Below are 19,107 nucleotides of genomic sequence, written 5' to 3'. Positions count from 1 at the left end.
GATGGAGCATGATCTGGCGAAACAGCCAGCCAGCGAGGCCGCGCCCACGGGCAGGGGCGGCAGCCGCACGACCAAAGCCTTCTGGCGCCGCATTCGCGAGCCGCTCGCGCAGTCTCGATTCGTCAAGAACGCCATTGCCAGCCTGCTCGCGCAGTTCGTGCGGCTGGTTCGCCTGACCAGCCCCCTGGTCGCCGGATCGGCGCGCTTTTCGGGCGGCGCCTACGCCGAGTTCGAGCCGGGTATCATTGCTCTGTGGCATGGCCAGCATCTTTTGACACCGGCCTATTACCCCAAGCGCAAACCCCTGGTTGCCATGGTGTCGCGCAGCGCTGATGCCGAACTCAACGCGCTGATGCTGGAGAAGTTCGGCATCGAGGCGGTGCGCGGTTCGGGTGGGCGTGACAATGCCAGGCATCTGGACAAGGGTGGGGCCAAGGCGCTGATCGCCCTCAAAAAGTCGCTCACCGCAGGCAAGAACGTTGCCATGATCGCAGACATTCCCCACGGTACCCCGCGCGATGCAGGGCTCGGCATCGTTCTCCTGGCTCGCCTCTCCGGCCGGCCGCTCCTGCCCGTCGCCATAGCCACCAGCCGCCGCAAGGTGCTGGAAAAGAGCTGGGACAAGACCACCATCAACCTGCCCTTCGGCCGCTCCGCCGTGACCATCGGCGCGCCGATCTTCGTGGCGGCGGATGCCGACGACGCCGAAATGGAACGCAAGCGCCTGGAAGTGACGGCCGCCCTCAACGCCGCGACCGCCGAGGCCTACCGTCTCGTGGACGGTCCTCGATGAGCGGCCGCTGGGCCCGCACCATGCTGTCGGCATATCGATTTGCCGGCGCGGCCGCCTATCCGCTGGTCGGACCCTATGTCGCCTGGCGCACTTCGCGCGGCAAGGAAGACCGCAACCGCCGCCGCGAGCGCTACGGCGTCGCCGGCCGGCCGCGCCCCGAGGGGCCGGTGATCTGGATCCATGCCGCGAGCGTCGGCGAGACCTTGGCCGTCGTGCCGCTGGTCGAAAGCATCCTCGACTACGGCGTCAACATCGTGCTGACGACCGGCACGGTAACCTCCGCCCAGGTCGTCGACGAGCGGCTCGGCGACCGCATCATCCACCAATATGTGCCGCTCGATCTGAAGCCGGCGGTCAGCCGCTTCCTCGATCACTGGAAACCGGATCTGGCGATCATCGCCGAATCCGAGATCTGGCCGATGACCATCCTCGAACTCGGTGCTCGCCACGTGCCGCAGGTGCTGGTCAATGGCAGGCTCTCCGATCGCTCGTTCACGTCGTGGAAGAAGCGGGCCAACATCGCCGAGGCGCTGTTCGAGAATCTGGCCCATGTCGTTGCCCAGTCCGACGTCGACGGCGAGCGGTTTCGCGCGCTCGGCGCCCGGCCGGTCACGGTGTCGGGCAACCTCAAGGTCGACACCAACCCGCCTCCGGTCGACGATCGCGCGCTCGGCATTTTGCAGCGGCAGATCGGCGATCGGCCGACCTGGGCGGCGATCTCGACCCATGATGGCGAGGAAGTGGTCGCGGCGGAAGTCCACGCGACGCTGCACAAGCGTCACCACGGCCTTTTGACGATCGTCGTTCCGCGTCACCCCGATCGGGCCGAAGCCCTTGCCGCGCAGATTTCCGGCATGGGGCTGAAGGTCGCGCGGCGCAGCAAGGGCGACCGTATCGGACCCGACACGGATATCCTGCTTGGCGATACGATCGGCGAAATGGGCTTGTACCTCCGCTTGACCGAAATCGCTTTCGTCGGCCGCTCGCTGACCTCCGAAGGCGGCCAGAATCCGCTCGAGCCGGCCATGCTCGACACCGCCGTTTTGGCCGGGCGCAACGTGCAGAATTTTCGCGAGGCCTATCAGCGCCTGCTCGACAGCGGCGGCGCCAAGCTGGTGCGCGACCGCGACATGCTGGCTGGCGCCGTCAATTTCCTCCTGACCAACGAAGTGGCGCGCCACGAGATGATGGCGGCGGGGATCGCGACCGTCGACGAGATGCGCGGCGCACTGGCACGTACGCTCAAATCGCTCGAACCATATATCCAGCCGCTGGTGGTCAAGGCGCGCCTGAAAGGCGCGAACGGGCGTTAGCGTGGCCACCGAAGCACCGCCCTTCTGGTGGGAAGAGCCGGACTGGAAGGTCCTGGCGCTGTCGCCGCTGTCGACCGTCTACGCGCTGGCCGCCGGCCGCGGCATGCGCAGGGCCCGGCGCGAGAAGATCGACGCGCCGGTTTTGTGCGTCGGCAATTTCACCGTTGGCGGCACCGGCAAGACGCCGGTGGCGATCGCGCTCGCCCAACAGGCCAGGCGCATGCAGCTGAAGCCCGGTTTCCTGTCGCGCGGCCATGGCGGCTCCTTTGCCGAGCCGCATGTCGTCGATATCAGCCATGACAGCGCCAGACATGTCGGCGACGAACCGCTGCTGCTGGCCGAACATGCTCCGGTGGCGGTGACGCCCAATCGAGCCGCCGGCGCCCGGCTGCTGCTGGAAAAACACGGCTGCGATTTCCTGATCATGGACGACGGCTTCCAGAGCGCGCGCATCCATATCGATTATGCGCTGGTCGTCGTCGATGCCCGTTACGGGATCGGCAATGGCCGCGTCATCCCGGGCGGTCCTCTCAGGGCCAAGATCGTCGACCAGCTGGTCTTCACCAGCGGGCTGCTCAAGATGGGCGAGGGCACCGCTGCCGATGCCGTGGTCCGCCGGGCAGCGCGTGCCGGCCGGCCGATCTTCGAGGCCCACACCGAGCCGAGCAGCAAGGCCGGGCTTGCTGGAAAGCGGTTTCTGGCCTTTGCCGGTATCGGTCATCCCGAAAAGTTCTTCGACACGGTGCGCGAGGCCGGCGGCGAAGTGATCCTGTCCAGGCCCTTTCCGGATCATCACTTCTACGCGGAGGACGAGCTCGCCGAACTGGCCGCGACGGCGCGGACCGAAGGCCTAGGGCTGATCACCACCGCCAAGGACGCCGCCCGGTTGCGCCACGGCGCCCCGCGGGATTTTCTCGACCGTCTTGACGTGCTGGAAATCGACACCGTGTTCGAGCTTGATCACGTGCCCGAACGCATCATCGAGGAGACGCTCGATGCCTGGCGGCAGCGCAAGCTGAAAGGCTAGCCCCGTTTGCGCAACTCCGGGTGCATCTCGATTTCGCGGCGCAGCGAGGCAGTGGCGTTCACATAAGGCTCCTGCCTGGCGACGCTCCAATATTTCAGCTCGTCCAATGGGATGTTTTCGCCCGTCACCGCGCAGCGCACGAACGAGCCGGGGCTGGTGACCTGGAAATCGCCATCGAGGTAGCGGATGCGGGCTTCCTTGCCGCCGGGGCCTTCGAAACGGTTCATCATGCAATGGCACTTGAGTTCATCGGGATTCAATCGCCATAAATCGTCGGCAAGGTCAAGCTTGGCGCAATGCTCATGTAATATTGCCCTATGGCACAATGGTTGTCAGGAAGCGCCATGGACATCGCCAATGCAAGCGTGCCGTCTTTGCTGAAAGAAGCGCTCACGCCCCAGCCGGTTCCTTCGCCCAAGGCCGATCCGGCGACCGCGGCGCTGGTCAAGGAGCTCGTCCAGCCGCCGGCGCCCGCTATGGTGCAATCGGCGCAGTTCGCCACCCAGGTGCTGCAGAGTTCGCTGCCGCGACCGGCCGCTCAAACCTCGCAACGCCTGTCGTCCTCCGAGATCGAGGATGCTTACCGGGCCGTCATGGAACCTGACGCCGTCCACCATGCACCGGCCCGAGCCTCGGCGGGTGGGGCAGGGGCGGATACCGATCAGGCTTCGCGCGGCTTCGCGCCGTCGCAGACAACGGCCACCGACAGCACACCCAAACTGGCGCCGGCCCTGTCCACATTTTCGCCGGCCGTCGCTTCCGCGGCGGTCCTGGTCGCGGCCAATGCCAACGCGCCGCAACCGCGCGGCGCCTCCATCCGTCCGGCTGGCCATGCGCCACGATCCGAGCCAGCTCCGTTGTCGCTGTGGACCATATCGATCGTGACGGCCATCGTCTCGGCCGTGACCACCATGATCGTGCTCTTGCTGTTCCGTTAGGCAGGGTTCACGCGATTTCCGACAGGGAGCCGCCACGCATTTTCCCCTGGGGAATTGCACTGAAGTACATATGTCCTGAAAGCGGGCCGGCGATGGCCGGATGCCTTCGAGCCTAATCGTCATCCTGCAGGAAAGCTTCCAGCCTTGCCGAAGCAAGCCCGGCCTGTTCGGCAATGCGCCTGGCGAGATCGGCGGCGGCCGCGCGCGGCCGGCCGACCGGACGATCCAGCCAGTAGGAAACCGGATTGAGCGTGGTGCGATCGTCGACGGCGACGAGGCGCCCCGATTCTATCTGGTGCTCGGTGAGCGGCGGCCGGGCCAGCGCGATGCCGAGGCCATGGGCTGCTGCATCGAGTACCAGATTGTAGTCCTCAAAGCGGCGGTCCTGCGGGCGCGGCCGGTAGTCCACGTCCTGCGCGGCGAACCAGGCACGCCAGCCCGACGCGTCGGAATCGTTGATCAGCGGGAATTTGAGCAGCCGGGCCGGGTCACCACCGCCGATCTCCCGTGCAAGGTCTGGCGAGGCGATCGGGAAGAGATGTTCCTCGAACAGTTGCACCGAGACGCGGCCCGGGATGCGGCCGCGACCGCAGCGGACCGAAAGATCGATGCCTTCGTCGGCGAGATCGGCCTGACGGTTGTCGACGTCGAGCACGATGCGCAGGCGGGTAGGGTCGTTTTCCAGCGTTGCCATGCGCGGCATCAGCCATAGGCCGCTCACCGATGGAATGGAGGCCAGACGCACCACCGCGGTGCCACGCGGCTCCACCCAGCGGTCCGAATCGACCGAGATCAGGGCGAAAGCTTCGGTGGTCCTGAGATGCAGGCGATTGCCTTCGTTGGTCAGCGTCACGCCGCGCGCGCCACGTTCGAACACCTTCAGACCAAGCCAGTCCTCGAGCTTGGCGATCTGCCGGCTGACGGCGCCATGGGTAAGGTTGAGCTTTTCGGCGGCGGCCGAAAAGCTTCCCGTGCGCGCCGCGGCGTCGAAGGCGCGCAATGTCTCCAGCGGCAGCATAGTGTTCGAGCTGTGATCCATGCTCACAGGTGACCCTCGATTTGGTCGTTTGTCAATCGACCCGGAAAGGCGTTTTCTGCTCTCGAAACTCGAAGATTCCGAGGGCACAGAGATGAGCACGACGACAGGCACGTTGAATTCGACACAGCGGATGGACACCACGGCCGCCATCGCCGTGGCGCTGACGGTGATCGGCTGGGCTTCCGCCTTCCCGGCGATCCGTGCCGGACTCGCCACCTTCCAGCCGCTGGAGCTTGGCGCCCTGCGCTTTGCTATCGCCGCCGTGCCGGCGGCGATCTACCTTGCCGTCAAGCGCCCGGCACTGCCCCGGATCGGTGATTTGTGGCGCCTCGCCTTCGGCGGCGCCATCTTCGTCGCGCTCTACACCGCGATGCTCAATTTCGGCGAACTGACCGTCTCGGCTGGAGCCGCCGGCTTCATCATCAATGTCAGCCCTATCTTCACCGCCATCATGGCGATGGCGCTGCTTGGCGAGCGTTTCTCCGGCATAGCCTGGATCGGTACGGTCATTTCCTTCGCCGGCATCGGCATCATTGCCATCGCCGACGGGCATGGCCTGCATTTCAATGCCGGCGCGCTGCTGGTGCTCGGCTCGGCACTCTGCTCGGCCGTCAACACCATCGTCCAGAAGCCGCTGTTTGCCCACCATCATCCGCTGACCATCGCGGCGTCCAACATGGTGCTCGGCGCGCTCTGCCTGGCGCCCTTCCTGCCCGCCGCTCTCCAGCAAGCCGCCGTCGCCAACACCGCCGGCCTCGGCGCCGTCATCTATCTCGGCATCGTGCCAAGCCTGATCGCCTATGCGGCCTGGGCGACCGCGCTGTCGCGCCTGCCCGCGGCGCGTGCTTCGAACTTCTTGTACCTGGTCTCGCCGATGTCGGCGCTGATCGGCTTCTTCTGGCTGGGCGAAGTGCCGACGCTGCTCGGCATCCTCGGCGGCGCGCTGGCGCTCGGCGGCGTTATCGTGGTGAATTTGAAACGCTAAATCAAAAGGTTGCGGTCTTTCCCTGACTCGTATCAAGAACCGCGGATTTCATCGCCAGTTGACGGCCGCCCCAACGCAAGGCAACCGTCACGTGGTCTTGGCGGATTGTCATCGCGGAGCGCAGCGAGGTTGGGATGGGAAGACGTTTTATCTCAACGGTCGTTTGCTTGTTGCTGCTCAACGCAAAAGCCGTTGCGGGTTGGTATCACGTGGAAAACTACGAGGGTTTCCTCGGGTCGTCTCCTATCCATTTCTCCATACAGACATATGACAGCTTGGGCAGCGCGCCAAGGGTCGATGGAAGCTACTTCTACGACGCGAAGCAAATCCCGATTGCGCTGTATGGCATCGTCAGCGGTACCAGGTTCGTACTGTGCGAGATTACAGACGATAAGGAGCTTTATCGGATAATGGTGCAGGGACCGAGACCCCCTGTCGACACCACGAGGTGCCCGTTCTCCCTTGACCTCAATGAAGGCGTTGCGACAGGAAGCTGGAGCAAGGGCACGGATAGATATCCCGTCACCCTCAAGAAAATTGCGAGCCTGGATGACACCGGCGAGGGAAAGATCGACGGCACCGTCGAGATTCCGTTCTGGGCGCAGACAGCCACCGACAGGTTCTCGGGAGTTTACACGAATACCAGCGCCGGCCTTTGCATGGAAAAAATGCAGGTCATCAAAAAGAGCAGCCGCAAGGTTGTCCAGGAAATTGCCTTCGCCGATGACGACGCTTGCAGTGCCGGCATGCTGATGACGACCATCTACATGAACGTCGAGAAATGGGTGGAGCGAGGCAAGGACATTATTTCCGTGAATTTTCGAGGCGGCGGCGCCGGAACCGCGGTCGATTACGTCTTCAATTCACGAACAAGGAAATATCAGCAGAGCAAGTGAGGACTGGGCCGTTGAAACCGGTTCACCGCCGCCCGAACAGCCGCTCGATGTCCGCCAGCTTGAGTTCGATATAGGTCGGCCGGCCGTGGTTGCAGGTGCCCGAGCCGGGCGTCGCCTCCATCTGGCGCAGCAGCGCGTTCATCTCCTCGGCCTTGAGCAGCCGGCCGGAGCGCACCGAGCCGTGGCAGGCCATGGTGGCCGCGATCGTGTCCAGCCGTTCCTTGAGTGTCTCGACCGTATCGTTGTCGGCGATTTCGTCGGCGAGGTCGCGCACCAGTTGACCGACATTGGTTTCGCCCAGCATCGACGGCGTCTCGCGAACGGCAACCGCGCCCGGGCCGAAACGCTCGATGCCGAGGCCGAAGCGGGCGAGTGTTTCGGAATGCATGGCGAGGCGCTCGGCGTCCTCTTCCGGCAGGTCGATGATCTCGGGCAGAAGCAGCATCTGCGAGGGCACCGGCCGCGAGTGGAGGGCGTTCTTCAGCGCCTCGTAAACCAGCCGTTCATGCGCCGCGTGCTGGTCGACGATGACGAGTGAATCCCTGGTCTGGGCGACGATGTAGTTCTCGTGCACCTGGGCGCGTGCCGCACCCAGCACCGCGCCGAGCAGCGTCTCGGTTGCCTCATTCTGCCCCGCACGCGCATCGGCGCTGGCGAGCGGGCCGGCATCGAATGCCGCCTGGTCGCTCTCGCCGAAGCCGCCGGTTCTTGCGTTGCCGCGTTCAAAGCCTGCGCCTGCGAATTGCATGTCGAGCGGCCGCTGCGGCGAGCGCGAAGGGTCGAAGCCCGTGGGGCCGGACGCATGGAAAGCCGCTTCGTAGCTGCGATGGCCATTTGTCGGGCCACCGTGATCATAAGATGCGGCGCCCGGACGGAACGCAGCCATCATGCCGGCTGCACCCGTGGTGGCGGAGCGGATGCCGGCCTCGGCCAACGCCTGCCGGATTGCGCCGACGATCAGCCCGCGCACGAGACCCGGATCACGGAAGCGGACATCGGCCTTGGCCGGATGGACATTGACGTCGACGATGGCCGGGTCGAGCGAAAGAAACAGCACGGTCACGGCGTGGCGGTCGCGCGGCAGGACATCGGCGAATGCGCCGCGAATGGCGCCGGCGATCAGCTTGTCGCGCACCGGCCTGCCATTGACATAGGCATATTGCTGCAGCGCGTTGGCGCGGGTGAAGGACGGGATCGACACATGGCCGGTCAGATGCACGCCTTCGCGCATCGCGTCGATGGCAATGGAATTGTCGGGAAAGTCGGCGCCCATCACCTGCGCGACACGACGCAGGCTGCCGTCCGCGCTGTCCTCGGCCGCCGGCAGGTCCAGCGTCGTGCGGTCGGATCCGGCCAGCGTGAAACGCACCGTGGGGAAGGCGATGGCGATGCGCTTGACGATGTCGCTGATGGCCGAGCTCTCGGCGCGTTCGCCTTTCATGAATTTCAGCCGCGCCGGCGTGGCGAAGAACAGGTCGCGCACCTCGACCGTGGTGCCTCGATTGGCGGCCGCCGGCTTGACCGGCAGGACGCGGCCGCCGTCGATGCCGATCTCGGCGGCGCTGTCGCCCGAAGCGGTGCGCGAGCGGATCGACAGTCGCGACACCGAGCCGATCGACGGCAATGCTTCGCCGCGAAAGCCGAGCGAACGGATGTCATGGATATCCTCGGCGAGCTTGGAGGTGCAATGGCGCGCGATGGCCAGCGCCAGTTCCTGTTCGGGAATGCCGAAGCCGTCATCGGTGACTCGGATCAGGTTCAGCCCGCCGCCCGCTGTGACGACCTCTACCTTGCTTGCACCGGCATCGAGCGCGTTCTCGACCAGTTCCTTGACCACGCTCGCCGGACGCTCGATGACTTCGCCGGCGGCGATCTGGTTGATCATCGTTTCGGAAAGCTGGCGGATGGGCATGACGATAGTATAGGCGGATTCGTGTCGTGCGGGCGAGGGCGAACTGCGGCCGAAACGGTGAAACGACTTCACGCCTGCGCCAGCAGCCAATCCCTTACCTTGCGCGCATTGTCGCTGAGCTCGCGGTTCTTCGGCCAGATGACGTAGAATGCCGTGCCTGTCTTCATAACGTGGTCGGTGACCGGCACAAGCAGCCCCGTCGACAGCAGCCGCTCGACAAGGTGGCGCCAGCCGAGCGCGATGCCTTGCCCTTCCATGACGGCCTGGATCACAATCGCATAATCATTGATGCGCAAGCCACGCTCGGCATTGCGGAGACTGGCTCCGGCCGACTGGAACCATTCGTCCCAGTTCGGGGCCTCGCGATATGGCTCCTCCAGATGAATGAGGCGGTGTGTCGCTAGTTGTTCCACGGTCTCGGGCCTGCCGAATTTCGCCAGATAGCTGGGGCCGGCGACCGGAAAGATCTCTTCGTCCGAGAGCGACAGCGAATGATAATCCGGCCAGTCGCGCGGCACGCCGCCGCGCACCCCGAGCGGAATCCCCTCGGCGATGATGTCGAGGTCGCGATCGGCGGTCTGGATGCGCAGATCGACGCCCGGCAGTTCGTCGCGGAACTGCTGCAGGCGCGGCATCATCCAGAACGAGCCGAAGGCGGTCGAGGCAGCTAAAGTCACATGGCCGCCGGTCGCCTGCAGGCGAAGGTCCTCCGCGGATTTGCGGATATGCGACAGGCCGAGCGACACATCGGCATGGAAGCGCTCGCCGGCCTCCGTCAGGAGCACCTGGCGATGGCGGCGCTGGAAGAGCTGGGCGCCGAGCTGTTCTTCCAGCCCGCGCACCGCATAGGAAACGGCGGCCTGGGTCATGCCGAGCTCGCGCCCGGCGGCAGTGAAACTCGACAACCGGCCTGCCGCCTCGAAGACGATCAGGCTGCCGGCGGAGGGCAATAGATGGCGCAGGCTTCGCATAAGCACAGCTTATACAAGAGATCAGGATTTTCCAGCGTCACATCTATATTTCCCCTCGCTAAGTTGATCAGGATCGAAGGGATGGAGGCTCCATGAACGCACCGGCCGCTGAATTGACCGAACAGACCCACCGCCGTGGCGGCGGCCGTCTCGGGCGCAAGGCGCTCCGCAGCGCACCAATTGCCTCCTTTCCGACCCTGGTACGGCAGATTCCCGTCTATCAGATGGTTCCGGACGAGGCGGTGGAACTGATCCATGAGGAGTCGCTTTCGATCCTGGAAGAGGTCGGCTGCGAATTCCGCGACGACGAGGCCATTGCCTTATGGAAGGCGGCCGGCGCCGACGTCCGGGAAACGCGGGTCCGCATCGATCGCGCGCTGCTGATGGAACTCGTCGCCAAGGTTCCCTCCGAGTTCACGCTGAACGCGCGCAATCCCGAGCGCACCGTGCGCGTCGGAGGCAAGAATTCGATCTTCGTGCCGATGTATGGCGCGCCTTATGTGCGCGACCTCGACAACAACAGGCGCTACGGCACGCTCGCCGACCTCAATAATTTCCACAAGCTCGCCTACATGGCCCCGGCGCTGCACTCGTCGAGCTCGATCATCTGCGAGCCGATGGAAATTGCCGTGCCCAAGCGGCACCTGCACATCATCCATTCGGCGCTGAAATATTCCGACAAGCCGTTCATGGGCATCGTGACCTCCAAGGAGCGGGCGGAAGATACCATGGCGATGGCCGGCATCGTGTTCGGCGAGGAGTTCGTCCGCGACAATCCGGTGCTGGTGGCCATCACCAACTGTAATTCGCCGCTGGTCTGGGACGCCACCATGCTGGACGCCATGAGGGTGTATGCGCGCCACAACCAGCCGCTGATCCTGGCGCCCTTCGCGCTCTGTGGCGCCTCGACCTCGGCGTCCGCCGTCGGCGCGGTCGCGCAGGTCAATGCCGAGGCGCTTGCCGGCGTCGCCTTCACCCAGCTCATCCGTCCGGGCTCGCCCCAGATCTACGGCCAGTTCATGGTCACGGTCGACATGAAGACCGGCGCTCCCATGGGCGGCACGCCGGAGGCCGCCCAGATGATGTATCTGATGGGTGCGCTGGCGCGGAAATACAAACTGCCGTGGCGCACGTCCGGCTTCCATGTCGGCTCGAAGCTCAACGACGCCCAGGCGGGTTACGAAGCGAACATGCTGATGCATGCCGCCATTCTCTCCGGCGCCAATTATATCTGGCACTCGGCAGGATGGCTGGAAGCGGGTCTCACCTGCGGCTATTCAAAATTCGCCACCGACTGCGAACAGCTTGTCGGCTGGTACAAATATGCGGGCGGGCTGCCGTTCGACGATTTCAAGGAGGCCATGGCGGCAATCCGTGAGGTGGGGCCGCAGGGCCATTTCCTCGGCACCCAGCACACGCTCGACCATTTCGAGTCCGCGTTCTTCATGCCCAGTATCATGGACTTCAATTCGTTCGAACAGTGGAAGGCCGAGGGAGCAAAGGACCATGACACGCGCGGCCGCGAGAAAGCGCGCAACATGCTCGCCGATTATGAGGAGCCGAAACTCGATGAGGGCATCGCCGATGGTCTCAAGGATCTGATCGCGCGGCGCGAGGAAAAATTGCCCGACAGCGTTAGTTGAGGGAACGGGCAAAGACCCGACGGGAACAACAAGGGAGGAATGGACATGACGATTTTCAAAAGCAACGGCGATCGTGTGCCGCAGGCTATCGAAGCGATGGCCGCGGAGGCGCAAGCAGGCCGTGTCGACAGGCGCGAATTCCTGGCGCTGGCCAGCGCGCTTGGGGCATCAACGGCATTTGCCTATGGCATGATCGGCCTTGCCGCGCCGACACAGGTTTTGGCCGAGGAGCCGAAAAAGGGCGGGACGCTGCACGTCTCGATGTCGGTCAAGGCGCAGAAGGATCCGCGCACTTACGACTGGGTGGAACTGGCCAACATCTCGCGGACCTGGCTGGAGCCGCTGGTGCGCTATACCAAGCAGTTTACCTTCGAGCCCGTGTTGCTCGAAAGCTGGGACATTAACGACGACGCCACCGAGTACACGCTGCATGTGCGCAAGGGCGTCACCTGGAACAATGGCGATGCCTTCAACGCCGATGACGTGGTGCACAATGTGACGCGTTGGTGCGAGAAGGGCGTCGCCGGCAACTCGATGGCGGCGCGCGTCGGTGCGCTGATCGATGCCAAGACCGGCAAGGCCAGGGATGGCGCCATCACCAAGGTCGATGACAACACGGTCAAGCTGAAGCTCAGCGAGCCCGACATTTCGCTGATACCCAATTTCACCGATTATCCGGCACTCGTCGTGCACCGCAATTTCGACGCCGATGGCGCCGATCCGATCAAGAAGCCGATCGGCACGGGAGCGTTTGAGCTGGTGTCTTACGACGTCGGCCAGAAGGCGGTGGTCAAGCGCCGCGAGAACGGCAAATGGTGGGGAGGCGAGGCGCCGCTCGACGGGATCGAATTCATCGATTACGGCACCGACTTCAACGCTACGGTCAATGCATTCGATTCCGGTGAAATCGACCTCAACTTCGAGTCGCCCGCCGACTTCATCGACATTCTCGACAAGATGGGGCTGCAGAAATCGGAGGTCGCGACCGCCACCACGCTGGTTGCCCGCACCAACATCACGCACAAGCCTTATGACGACCAGCGCGTTCGCAATGCCCTGCAGATGGCAGTCGACAACAATGCGGTGCTGCAGCTCGGCTATAATGGGCGCGGCACGGTCGGCGAGAACCACCATGTCAGCCCGATCCATCCTGAATATTATCCGCTCCCCAAGAAGGAGCGCGATGCCGCCGGCGCCAAGAAGCTGATGGCGGACGCTGGTCAGGCCGACTTCGAGCATGAACTGATTACCATCGAGGACGACTGGCAGAAGAACACCGGCGATGCGATCGCCGGCCAGTTGCGTGACGCCGGCATCAAGGTCAAGCGCACCGTGCTGCCGGGCTCCACCTTCTGGAACGATTGGACGAAATATCCCTATTCGATGACCATCTGGTACATGCGCCCGCTGGGCGTCCAGGTGCTGGCGCTGGGCTACCGCACCGGCGAGGCGTGGAACGAATCGGCTTATTCCAATCCCGATTTCGACGCCAAGCTCAAGCAGGCGCTCTCGCTGATCGATGTCGCCAAGCGCAAGGAGGTGATGAAGGATGTCGAGCAGATCCTGCAGGACTCCGGCGTCATCATCCAGCCGTTCTGGCAGAAGCTCTACAGCCATACGAACAAGAAGGTGAAGAACTACGGTGTCCACCAGACCTTCGAAATGGATCTCCAGAACGTCTGGCTGGACGCCTAGCTTCAAGGATCGTGGCAAAGCCGGCACCCCCGAGGTGTCGGCTTTCCGGCAAAGAGCGACTTGGGTTGCGAGCGCTGGCGCCCGGGTGCCGCCGCCAAGGCTTTGAAGGAGCGGTGCATGTCTGGGCGGGTCTTCAACCGGTTGTTCACGCCGGCTACTCTGCGCGGCAAGACGTTGCGCAACAGGATCGTGTTCGGAGCCCACACCGCCAATATGGCGGTGGAGGGGCTGCCGACCGCGCGGCATGTCGGCTATTACGCGGAACGCGCCATCGGCGGCGCCGGCATGATCGTGGTCGAGCCGATGCCCGTGCATCGGGCCGCCGTGCTGACACGCGGCAACTTCAGCCCTTCCGATGACCGCGTCATCCCGCATTTTCGCAAGGTGACAGAGGCGATCCGCGGCAACGGCGCCGTCGCCATCCAGCAGCTCTATCATGTCGGTCAGCACGCGGACGCGGACAACTCGTTCCATGCCGGCTGGTCGCCTTCCGGCCTGCCGAGTTATCACGACTCCGACGGCTCGCATCGGATGTCCGAAGCCGAGATTGAGGAAACGATCGACGGCTTTGTCCAGGCGGCGCGCCGCTGCCGCGAGGCCGGCTTCGACGGCGTCGAGGTCTGGGCGGCGTACCATTCGATGCTGGACCAGTTCTGGACGCCCTGGTCGAACCGCCGCGACGACCGGTGGGGCGGCAGCCTTGAAAACCGCACGCGGGTGAGCCGTGAGGTGATGACCAGGATTCGCCGGGAATGCGGCGATGATTTCATCATCGGTCTTGCGGTCAATGACGAACCGGAAGTCGAAGTGGCGCTGAAGCGCGAAGCGCTGGCCGAGATAATCGACCTCCACGACCGCGATGCCTTGATGGACTATGTGACTTGTGGAACGGGTTCCTACTTCGATTTCTACAAGATCATGCCGACCTTTGTTTATCCCGAAAAGCTCGGCGCGGATCTTGCGGCGGTGCTCAAATCCACCGTGCGCCACGCGCTGATCACCGCCGAAAGCCATATCCGTACCCCCGAGAACGCCGAGAGCGTGCTGAGCGAAGGCCGCGCTGACCTCGTTTCCATCGTGCGCGGGCAGATCGCCGATCCGCATCTGGCTGCAAAGGCTGCCGCCGGACGGCCGCAGGACATTCGCGGCTGCCTGTCCTGCAACCAGATGTGCTGGGGCCGGCGCAGCCGCGATTACTGGATCAGCTGCGTCGTCAATCCCTCGGCGGGGCGGGAATGGGAGTGGGGCGGAGATCGCTTCGCTCCGGCCGCCCAGCCGAAGCGCGTGCTGGTCGTCGGCGGCGGCCCGGCCGGCCTCGAAGCGGCGCGCGCCGCGGCCGAGCGCGGTCATCGCGTCACACTGGCCGAGGCTTCCGACCGCCTTGGGGGGCAGTTCCGTCTTGCCGGACTGCAGCCGCGCCGTGCCCAGATTCTGGATCTGATTAGCTGGTACGAGCGTCAGCTCGGCCAGCTTCAGGTCGACATCCGTTACGGGCAGTATGTCGAAGCCGATGATGTCGAGCACGAAGGCGCGGATCACGTCATCATCGCCACCGGCTCGATGCCGCCAGACGGCGCTTTCCAGCGGGCCTTGCCGCAGTGGGACAGCATTCCGGGCGGTGGCCCGGTGCTCTCGGCCGAGGCGGTGATGGCTCGTGAGGCGAGGCCGGGAAAAAATGTTCTGTTGCTGGACGATGGCGGCAATTGGAAAGGCTGCGGCACCGCCTGGAAACTCGCCGAGGACGGTCACGATGTGACGCTTGTGACCCCGGACGCCCTGGTCGGCAAAGAGCTTCAGCGAATGGCCGTCGACGCGCCGCTGCGCCGAGCGCTCGCCAAACTGCGCGTGCGGTTCGTGACCGAGAGCGCCATCGTGCACTGGGATGGCAGGATGGCCAGGATTGCTTCGCTGCTCGACGGGACCGAGCAGGAGGTCGAGGCCGACGCTTTGGTCTTCGCCGCCACCAGCATGGCGCAGCACAGCCTGTCCATCGAGCTCGAACGGCGCGGAATTGCGCATACCTCCATCGGCGATTGTACCGCCTCCAGACAGGCGGCATTTGCCATTCATGACGGGCGCAAGGTGGCGCTTGGTCTTTGATGATCGCGAAAGGCGCCGGACCAGGCAAGGCATGAACGGGGCTGATGTCTGAATGCGTATCCAGTCAATCAAAGTCTATCAGGTGCTTCTGCCTGTCAAAGGCGGTGCCTACCGGATGGCCAGTGATAGCGTGCGGAATTTGGACAGCACGCTGGTTGAAGTGACCACCGAGGATGGACTGTCAGGCTGGGGTGAGACGTGCCCGATCGGCCCTGTTTATCAGCCCCAACATGCGCTGGGCGCGAGAGCGGCAATTGCCGAAATAGCGCCTGGACTTGTCGGCGAGGATACAACGTCCATGCGCCGCCTCGCCAAAAGAATGGACGAGCGGCTGAACGGGCACAACTATGCCAAGGCGGCCTTGGATATAGCTTTCCTCGACCTCACCGGCCAGCGGCTGGGCGTCCCGGTCTCAGCCCTTCTCGGTGGTGCGCTCACCGATCGTGTGCCGTCTTACTACTCGACGATCGTCGGTGCTCCCGACGAGACCGCGCGTATTGCCGCCGATAAGGTCAACGCCGGATATGCACGGCTTCAGATCAAGATCGGCGGGCGGGATCTCGAACAGGACGTCGCCACCGTGCACAAAGTATGGGAGGCCGTTGGCTTCAAGGCCCGGATAGCCGTCGACGCCAATCGTGGCCTGACCGCTGCCGCGGCGCTGCACATCGATCGGCTTTGCCAGGCAATCCCATTCGTGTTCGAACAGCCTTGCAACACCATGGAGGAAGTGGCGGGTCTCAAGGGACGCGTTACACATCCGATCTATCTCGATGAGAATACCGAGGATTTGAATGCCGTGTTGCGGGCAGTTTCGTCAGGTATCGCGGATGGATTCGGATTGAAGGTCACCCGCCTCGGCGGCCTCACCAAGATGGCCACGGTCCGCGACCTGTGTGCGATACGATCTCTTCCGCACAGTTGCGACGACGCCTGGGGCGGAGACGTCATCGCCGCGGCCTGCGTGCACCTCGCCGCTACCGTCGAGCCGAGACGTTTTGAGGGAGCCTGGATCGCGCAGGAATACATCGAAGGGCATACCGATCCCGTAAACCCGATCGTGATCGAGAACGGGCATATACGCGTCCCGCAGATCCCAGGGCTCGGCGTCAGGCCTGAGCGCTCCCAACTCAACGCGCCGATCGCTACTTTCGGAGACTAAGGATCGTTGGATGTGATCTATGCAAGTAGACGAGCCACCCGAAGGCTTCATGAGCCGCAAAAAAGCCGATATGCACGATGCGTGGTATTGATTGCTTTCCGCAGCCAAACATTCGGGGAAATCCATGAAACTGCTGCTCGCCGCCGTCTTGTCGATTGCCGCACCAGCCGCCGCATTGGCCGGTCCGGCGTCCGACGCCGTGAAGTTCTTCTATGTCCCGCAGGTCAAGTTCGAGGCCGACGCGCAATACCGCGATCGCTTCACCGAGCCGGTGACGAAACTGTTCGACCTCAACGACCAGGCGACCAAGAAGAATCCGGACCAGGTCGCCTGCATCGACTTCGACCCGGGCCTCGACGCGCAGGATTTCGACCAGAAGACCATCTCCAAGACCTTGAAATTGTCCGAGACGGTGGATGGCGACGCGGCACAAGTGGTGGCGAATTTCAGTCTCTTGCCGGAAGGAGACGATTCGCAGCGCGAAATGCACTGGTCGCTGAAGAAGGTCGACGGCAAGTGGAAGATATCGGACATTGCATCGAAGACCAGCGCCTGGACGCTGAGCCAGCTCGAATGCATGGCAGGCCAAGATCCGGAGTGATGCAATGGCCGGTCGCGCGCTCCTGTTATTGTCGGCCATGTGCCTGCTGGCGGCTGGCTTGAACGGCGCGGCTGCTCAGGGCCTGTTAGGCGCGCCGCCGGCAAATGCTCCGGCCGGGACCGCGCCCGATGACAGCGGCACGCCGCCGGCGACCGCGCCTGGCGGAGCTGCGGAGCCGGCGACGCCACCTGTCGCATGGCCGCCGAGCGGGCCCGCCACCCCCATCCAGCCGGGATCGCCGACAGCGGTTGTGCGGCCGTTCTACGATCAGGTCGGCCTGGAGATCGATCCGGCTCAGCGCGGCCATTTCATCGACCCGGCGAAAACCGTGCTCGACAAAAGCGATGCCTTGCGCAAATCCGGGCAGGGCGAGTGCCTGGACCCCAACATGGCGTTCGACAATGCGGACTATGACAAGGCCGAGATCGACAAGAGCCTGAAGACGCTCGAATCAATCAATGGCGATCAGGCCAAGGTCATCGTCGCCTTCGTCGTCGCCGGCAACCCGCACCGCCTTGAATGGAAGTTCAAGAAGGTCGACGGCGAATGGAAGATATCGGACCTTTTGTCGGTGACCGGCGAATGGGCGCTCAGCCAGTACCAGTGCGAATGAGCCGTCGTCAGCTTCCGGGTGGTCGGCAATGAAGCTTGGCGGTTTGCTCGCGATAGCGCTAGTCGGACTCGGCGCTGCCGCTTGCGTCGTCGATTGGCGGATCGGCACGATGCTGATCGCCCGCGAACCCTGGCAAGCTTTGGCGCTGCCCGGCGACTTGCCCGTCGAGCGCGTCGTGCTCGACCAGCCCGGCGCGCCCGAACTGGTTGGCTGGGTGGCCGATCGAAAGGGCAGTTGCGGTACGATCGTTCTACTGCACGGCCGCGGCGCCAACAGGCTCGCTTTGGTGCAAAGGGCAAAATTGCTGCTCGACGCCGGTTATTCCGTCATCCTGTTCGATCTGTCGGGGCACGGCGAGAGCGGCGGGGCCGTTCAAGGTTTTGGCTACAGTGAAGGCCAGGATGCGATCCGCATCATGGCCTTCGCCAGGCAAAGGTTTCCCGACCAGAAGCTTGGCGCCGTCGGCTCATCGCTTGGTGCCGCCGCTCTCGTCTTTGCCGCCCCGCAAGCGCCTGCCGATGCCTATGTGCTGGAGCAGCTCTACGCGACCTTGCGCGAAACAACGGCTTGGCGAATGCCTTTCCACTTCTGGCGCGGTTTCCAGGCCGACGTCCTGCTGGCGCAGATGCCGCTTCGCCTCGGGTTGAGCGCCGATGACGTCAGGCCGGTCGACCGTCTCGGCAAAATCGGCAGGCCGCTGATGCTGCTCGCAGGTAGCATCGATCCCTTCATCGATCGCGGTCAGGTACTGGCGCTGCGGAATGCTGCCGACGGCTCTCAACTGGTCTGGTTCGAAGGGGCAGGTCACGTTGACCTGCTGCGCTACGACCAGCCGCGCTATCGCGATGCTGTCCTCCCCTTCCTTGCAACAAGCCTTTGCCGGACCGGTGCCGGCAATGGCTGACATCAGCTCAGCCGCGCCCGCGATAGGGGGCGACGCCGGTGTCCGGCAGCCAGGCGCCCTCGGGCGGAGTGCCGGTCTGCCAGAAGACATCGATCGGAATGCCGCCGCGCGGATACCAATAGCCGCCTATGCGCAACCACAACGGCTTGGTCGCGGCCACGATGCGACGGCCGATCATCACCGTGCAGTCTTCATGGAAAGCGCCATGGTTGCGAAACGAGGTCATGAACAGCTTGAGCGACTTCGATTCCACCAGGGCCGCGTCGGGTGCGTAGTCGATGACGATATGGGCGAAATCCGGCTGTCCGGTCACCGGACAGAGCGAGGTGAATTCCGGGACGGTGAAACGCACGATCGCCGGCGGTCCGTCACCGCGCTGAAACGGCACGGTTTCCAGGACCGCAGCTTCGGGACTCTGTGGCGTCTCGACGTGCGTGCCGAGTTGGGTGAGATTTTTGGTATCGATCATGAGCGGTTTCCTTGGATTTGCCGCTCATTAGCACAAATTAAAACGG

The 19,107-nt window shown here is 63.9% G+C and carries 18 protein-coding genes; 13 read left to right on the top strand and 5 right to left on the bottom strand.

Annotation, left to right across the window (positions count from 1 at the left end):
• Position 1 precedes the first annotated feature (1 nt).
• Genes EN845_RS02930 through lpxK form a run of 3 tightly spaced genes read left to right on the top strand, consistent with a single transcriptional unit; the run spans position 2 to position 3,133 of the window.
• The gene (locus EN845_RS02930; RefSeq protein WP_127280825.1) at positions 2-793 is read left to right on the top strand and encodes a lysophospholipid acyltransferase family protein; all 792 of its coding nucleotides are present in this window, start codon (positions 2-4) and stop codon (positions 791-793) included.
• The gene (gene waaA / locus EN845_RS02925; RefSeq protein WP_127869690.1) at positions 790-2,106 is read left to right on the top strand and encodes a lipid IV(A) 3-deoxy-D-manno-octulosonic acid transferase; all 1,317 of its coding nucleotides are present in this window, start codon (positions 790-792) and stop codon (positions 2,104-2,106) included. Before EN845_RS02930 ends, waaA begins: the two co-directional genes overlap by 4 nt.
• A gap of 1 nt (position 2,107) precedes the next feature.
• Positions 2,108-3,133: a tetraacyldisaccharide 4'-kinase gene (gene lpxK / locus EN845_RS02920; RefSeq protein ID WP_127869689.1), complete on the top strand. Its 1,026-nt coding sequence runs from the start codon at positions 2,108-2,110 to the stop codon at positions 3,131-3,133.
• Here the strand turns inward: lpxK and EN845_RS02915 are convergent.
• Positions 3,130-3,363, bottom strand: a complete 234-nt coding sequence (locus EN845_RS02915) for a DUF2093 domain-containing protein (RefSeq protein ID WP_127278225.1) — start codon at positions 3,361-3,363, stop codon at positions 3,130-3,132. The genes lpxK and EN845_RS02915 overlap by 4 nt on opposite strands.
• A 114-nt stretch (positions 3,364-3,477) precedes the next feature.
• Between EN845_RS02915 and EN845_RS02910 the strand changes: the two genes are divergently transcribed.
• Positions 3,478-4,071: a hypothetical protein gene (locus tag EN845_RS02910; protein ID WP_127278226.1), complete on the top strand. Its 594-nt coding sequence runs from the start codon at positions 3,478-3,480 to the stop codon at positions 4,069-4,071.
• Positions 4,072-4,183: 112 nt separating this feature from the next.
• On the opposite strand, the gene EN845_RS02905 is transcribed toward EN845_RS02910, so the two are convergent.
• Positions 4,184-5,110, bottom strand: a complete 927-nt coding sequence (locus EN845_RS02905; RefSeq protein WP_127278227.1) for a LysR substrate-binding domain-containing protein — start codon at positions 5,108-5,110, stop codon at positions 4,184-4,186.
• Positions 5,111-5,201: 91 nt separating this feature from the next.
• Here EN845_RS02905 and EN845_RS02900 point away from each other — a divergent pair, with 91 nt between their 5' ends.
• Together EN845_RS02900 and EN845_RS02895 are read left to right on the top strand one after the other, a co-directional pair.
• Complete coding sequence (locus tag EN845_RS02900) at positions 5,202-6,095, top strand: DMT family transporter (protein ID WP_127869688.1); 894 nt, start codon at positions 5,202-5,204, stop codon at positions 6,093-6,095.
• Positions 6,096-6,229: 134 nt separating this feature from the next.
• Positions 6,230-6,991 carry a hypothetical protein gene (locus EN845_RS02895; RefSeq protein WP_127869687.1) on the top strand — a complete coding sequence of 254 codons (762 nt, stop codon included), beginning with the start codon at positions 6,230-6,232 and terminating at the stop codon, positions 6,989-6,991.
• Positions 6,992-7,013: 22 nt separating this feature from the next.
• On the opposite strand, the gene mutL is transcribed toward EN845_RS02895, so the two are convergent.
• Both mutL and EN845_RS02885 read right to left on the bottom strand, forming a co-directional pair.
• Positions 7,014-8,903 carry a DNA mismatch repair endonuclease MutL gene (gene mutL, locus EN845_RS02890; protein WP_127278230.1) on the bottom strand — a complete coding sequence of 630 codons (1,890 nt, stop codon included), beginning with the start codon at positions 8,901-8,903 and terminating at the stop codon, positions 7,014-7,016.
• 68 nt (positions 8,904-8,971) lie between these two features.
• On the bottom strand, positions 8,972-9,874 hold the full coding sequence (locus EN845_RS02885; RefSeq protein WP_127278231.1) for a LysR substrate-binding domain-containing protein: 903 nt from the start codon (positions 9,872-9,874) through the stop codon (positions 8,972-8,974).
• 92 nt (positions 9,875-9,966) lie between these two features.
• Between EN845_RS02885 and EN845_RS02880 the strand changes: the two genes are divergently transcribed.
• The 7 genes from EN845_RS02880 to EN845_RS02850 all read left to right on the top strand — a co-directional run bounded on the left by EN845_RS02880 (position 9,967) and on the right by EN845_RS02850 (position 18,592).
• Positions 9,967-11,517, top strand: a complete 1,551-nt coding sequence (locus tag EN845_RS02880) for a trimethylamine methyltransferase family protein (protein ID WP_127278232.1) — start codon at positions 9,967-9,969, stop codon at positions 11,515-11,517.
• 45 nt (positions 11,518-11,562) lie between these two features.
• Complete coding sequence (locus EN845_RS02875; protein ID WP_127278233.1) at positions 11,563-13,212, top strand: ABC transporter substrate-binding protein; 1,650 nt, start codon at positions 11,563-11,565, stop codon at positions 13,210-13,212.
• 117 nt (positions 13,213-13,329) lie between these two features.
• Complete coding sequence (locus tag EN845_RS02870; protein WP_127869686.1) at positions 13,330-15,312, top strand: FAD-dependent oxidoreductase; 1,983 nt, start codon at positions 13,330-13,332, stop codon at positions 15,310-15,312.
• A gap of 52 nt (positions 15,313-15,364) precedes the next feature.
• Positions 15,365-16,474 carry a mandelate racemase/muconate lactonizing enzyme family protein gene (locus tag EN845_RS02865; RefSeq protein ID WP_127869685.1) on the top strand — a complete coding sequence of 370 codons (1,110 nt, stop codon included), beginning with the start codon at positions 15,365-15,367 and terminating at the stop codon, positions 16,472-16,474.
• 124 nt (positions 16,475-16,598) lie between these two features.
• Complete coding sequence (locus EN845_RS02860) at positions 16,599-17,075, top strand: DUF3828 domain-containing protein (RefSeq protein ID WP_127280283.1); 477 nt, start codon at positions 16,599-16,601, stop codon at positions 17,073-17,075.
• A gap of 4 nt (positions 17,076-17,079) precedes the next feature.
• Positions 17,080-17,688 carry a hypothetical protein gene (locus EN845_RS02855; RefSeq protein ID WP_127280282.1) on the top strand — a complete coding sequence of 203 codons (609 nt, stop codon included), beginning with the start codon at positions 17,080-17,082 and terminating at the stop codon, positions 17,686-17,688.
• A gap of 28 nt (positions 17,689-17,716) precedes the next feature.
• On the top strand, positions 17,717-18,592 hold the full coding sequence (locus EN845_RS02850; protein WP_127869684.1) for an alpha/beta fold hydrolase: 876 nt from the start codon (positions 17,717-17,719) through the stop codon (positions 18,590-18,592).
• A gap of 7 nt (positions 18,593-18,599) precedes the next feature.
• Here the strand turns inward: EN845_RS02850 and queF are convergent, their stop codons facing one another.
• Complete coding sequence (gene queF, locus EN845_RS02845) at positions 18,600-19,061, bottom strand: preQ(1) synthase (RefSeq protein ID WP_127869683.1); 462 nt, start codon at positions 19,059-19,061, stop codon at positions 18,600-18,602.
• Positions 19,062-19,107: the final 46 nt, after the last annotated feature.

Source organism: Mesorhizobium sp. M8A.F.Ca.ET.202.01.1.1 (genome assembly GCF_004791595.1).
In the GTDB taxonomy this organism is placed as follows: domain Bacteria; phylum Pseudomonadota; class Alphaproteobacteria; order Rhizobiales; family Rhizobiaceae; genus Mesorhizobium.
Note: the sequence above shows the minus strand (reverse complement) of the source record. Positions and strands in the feature narration are given on the sequence as shown.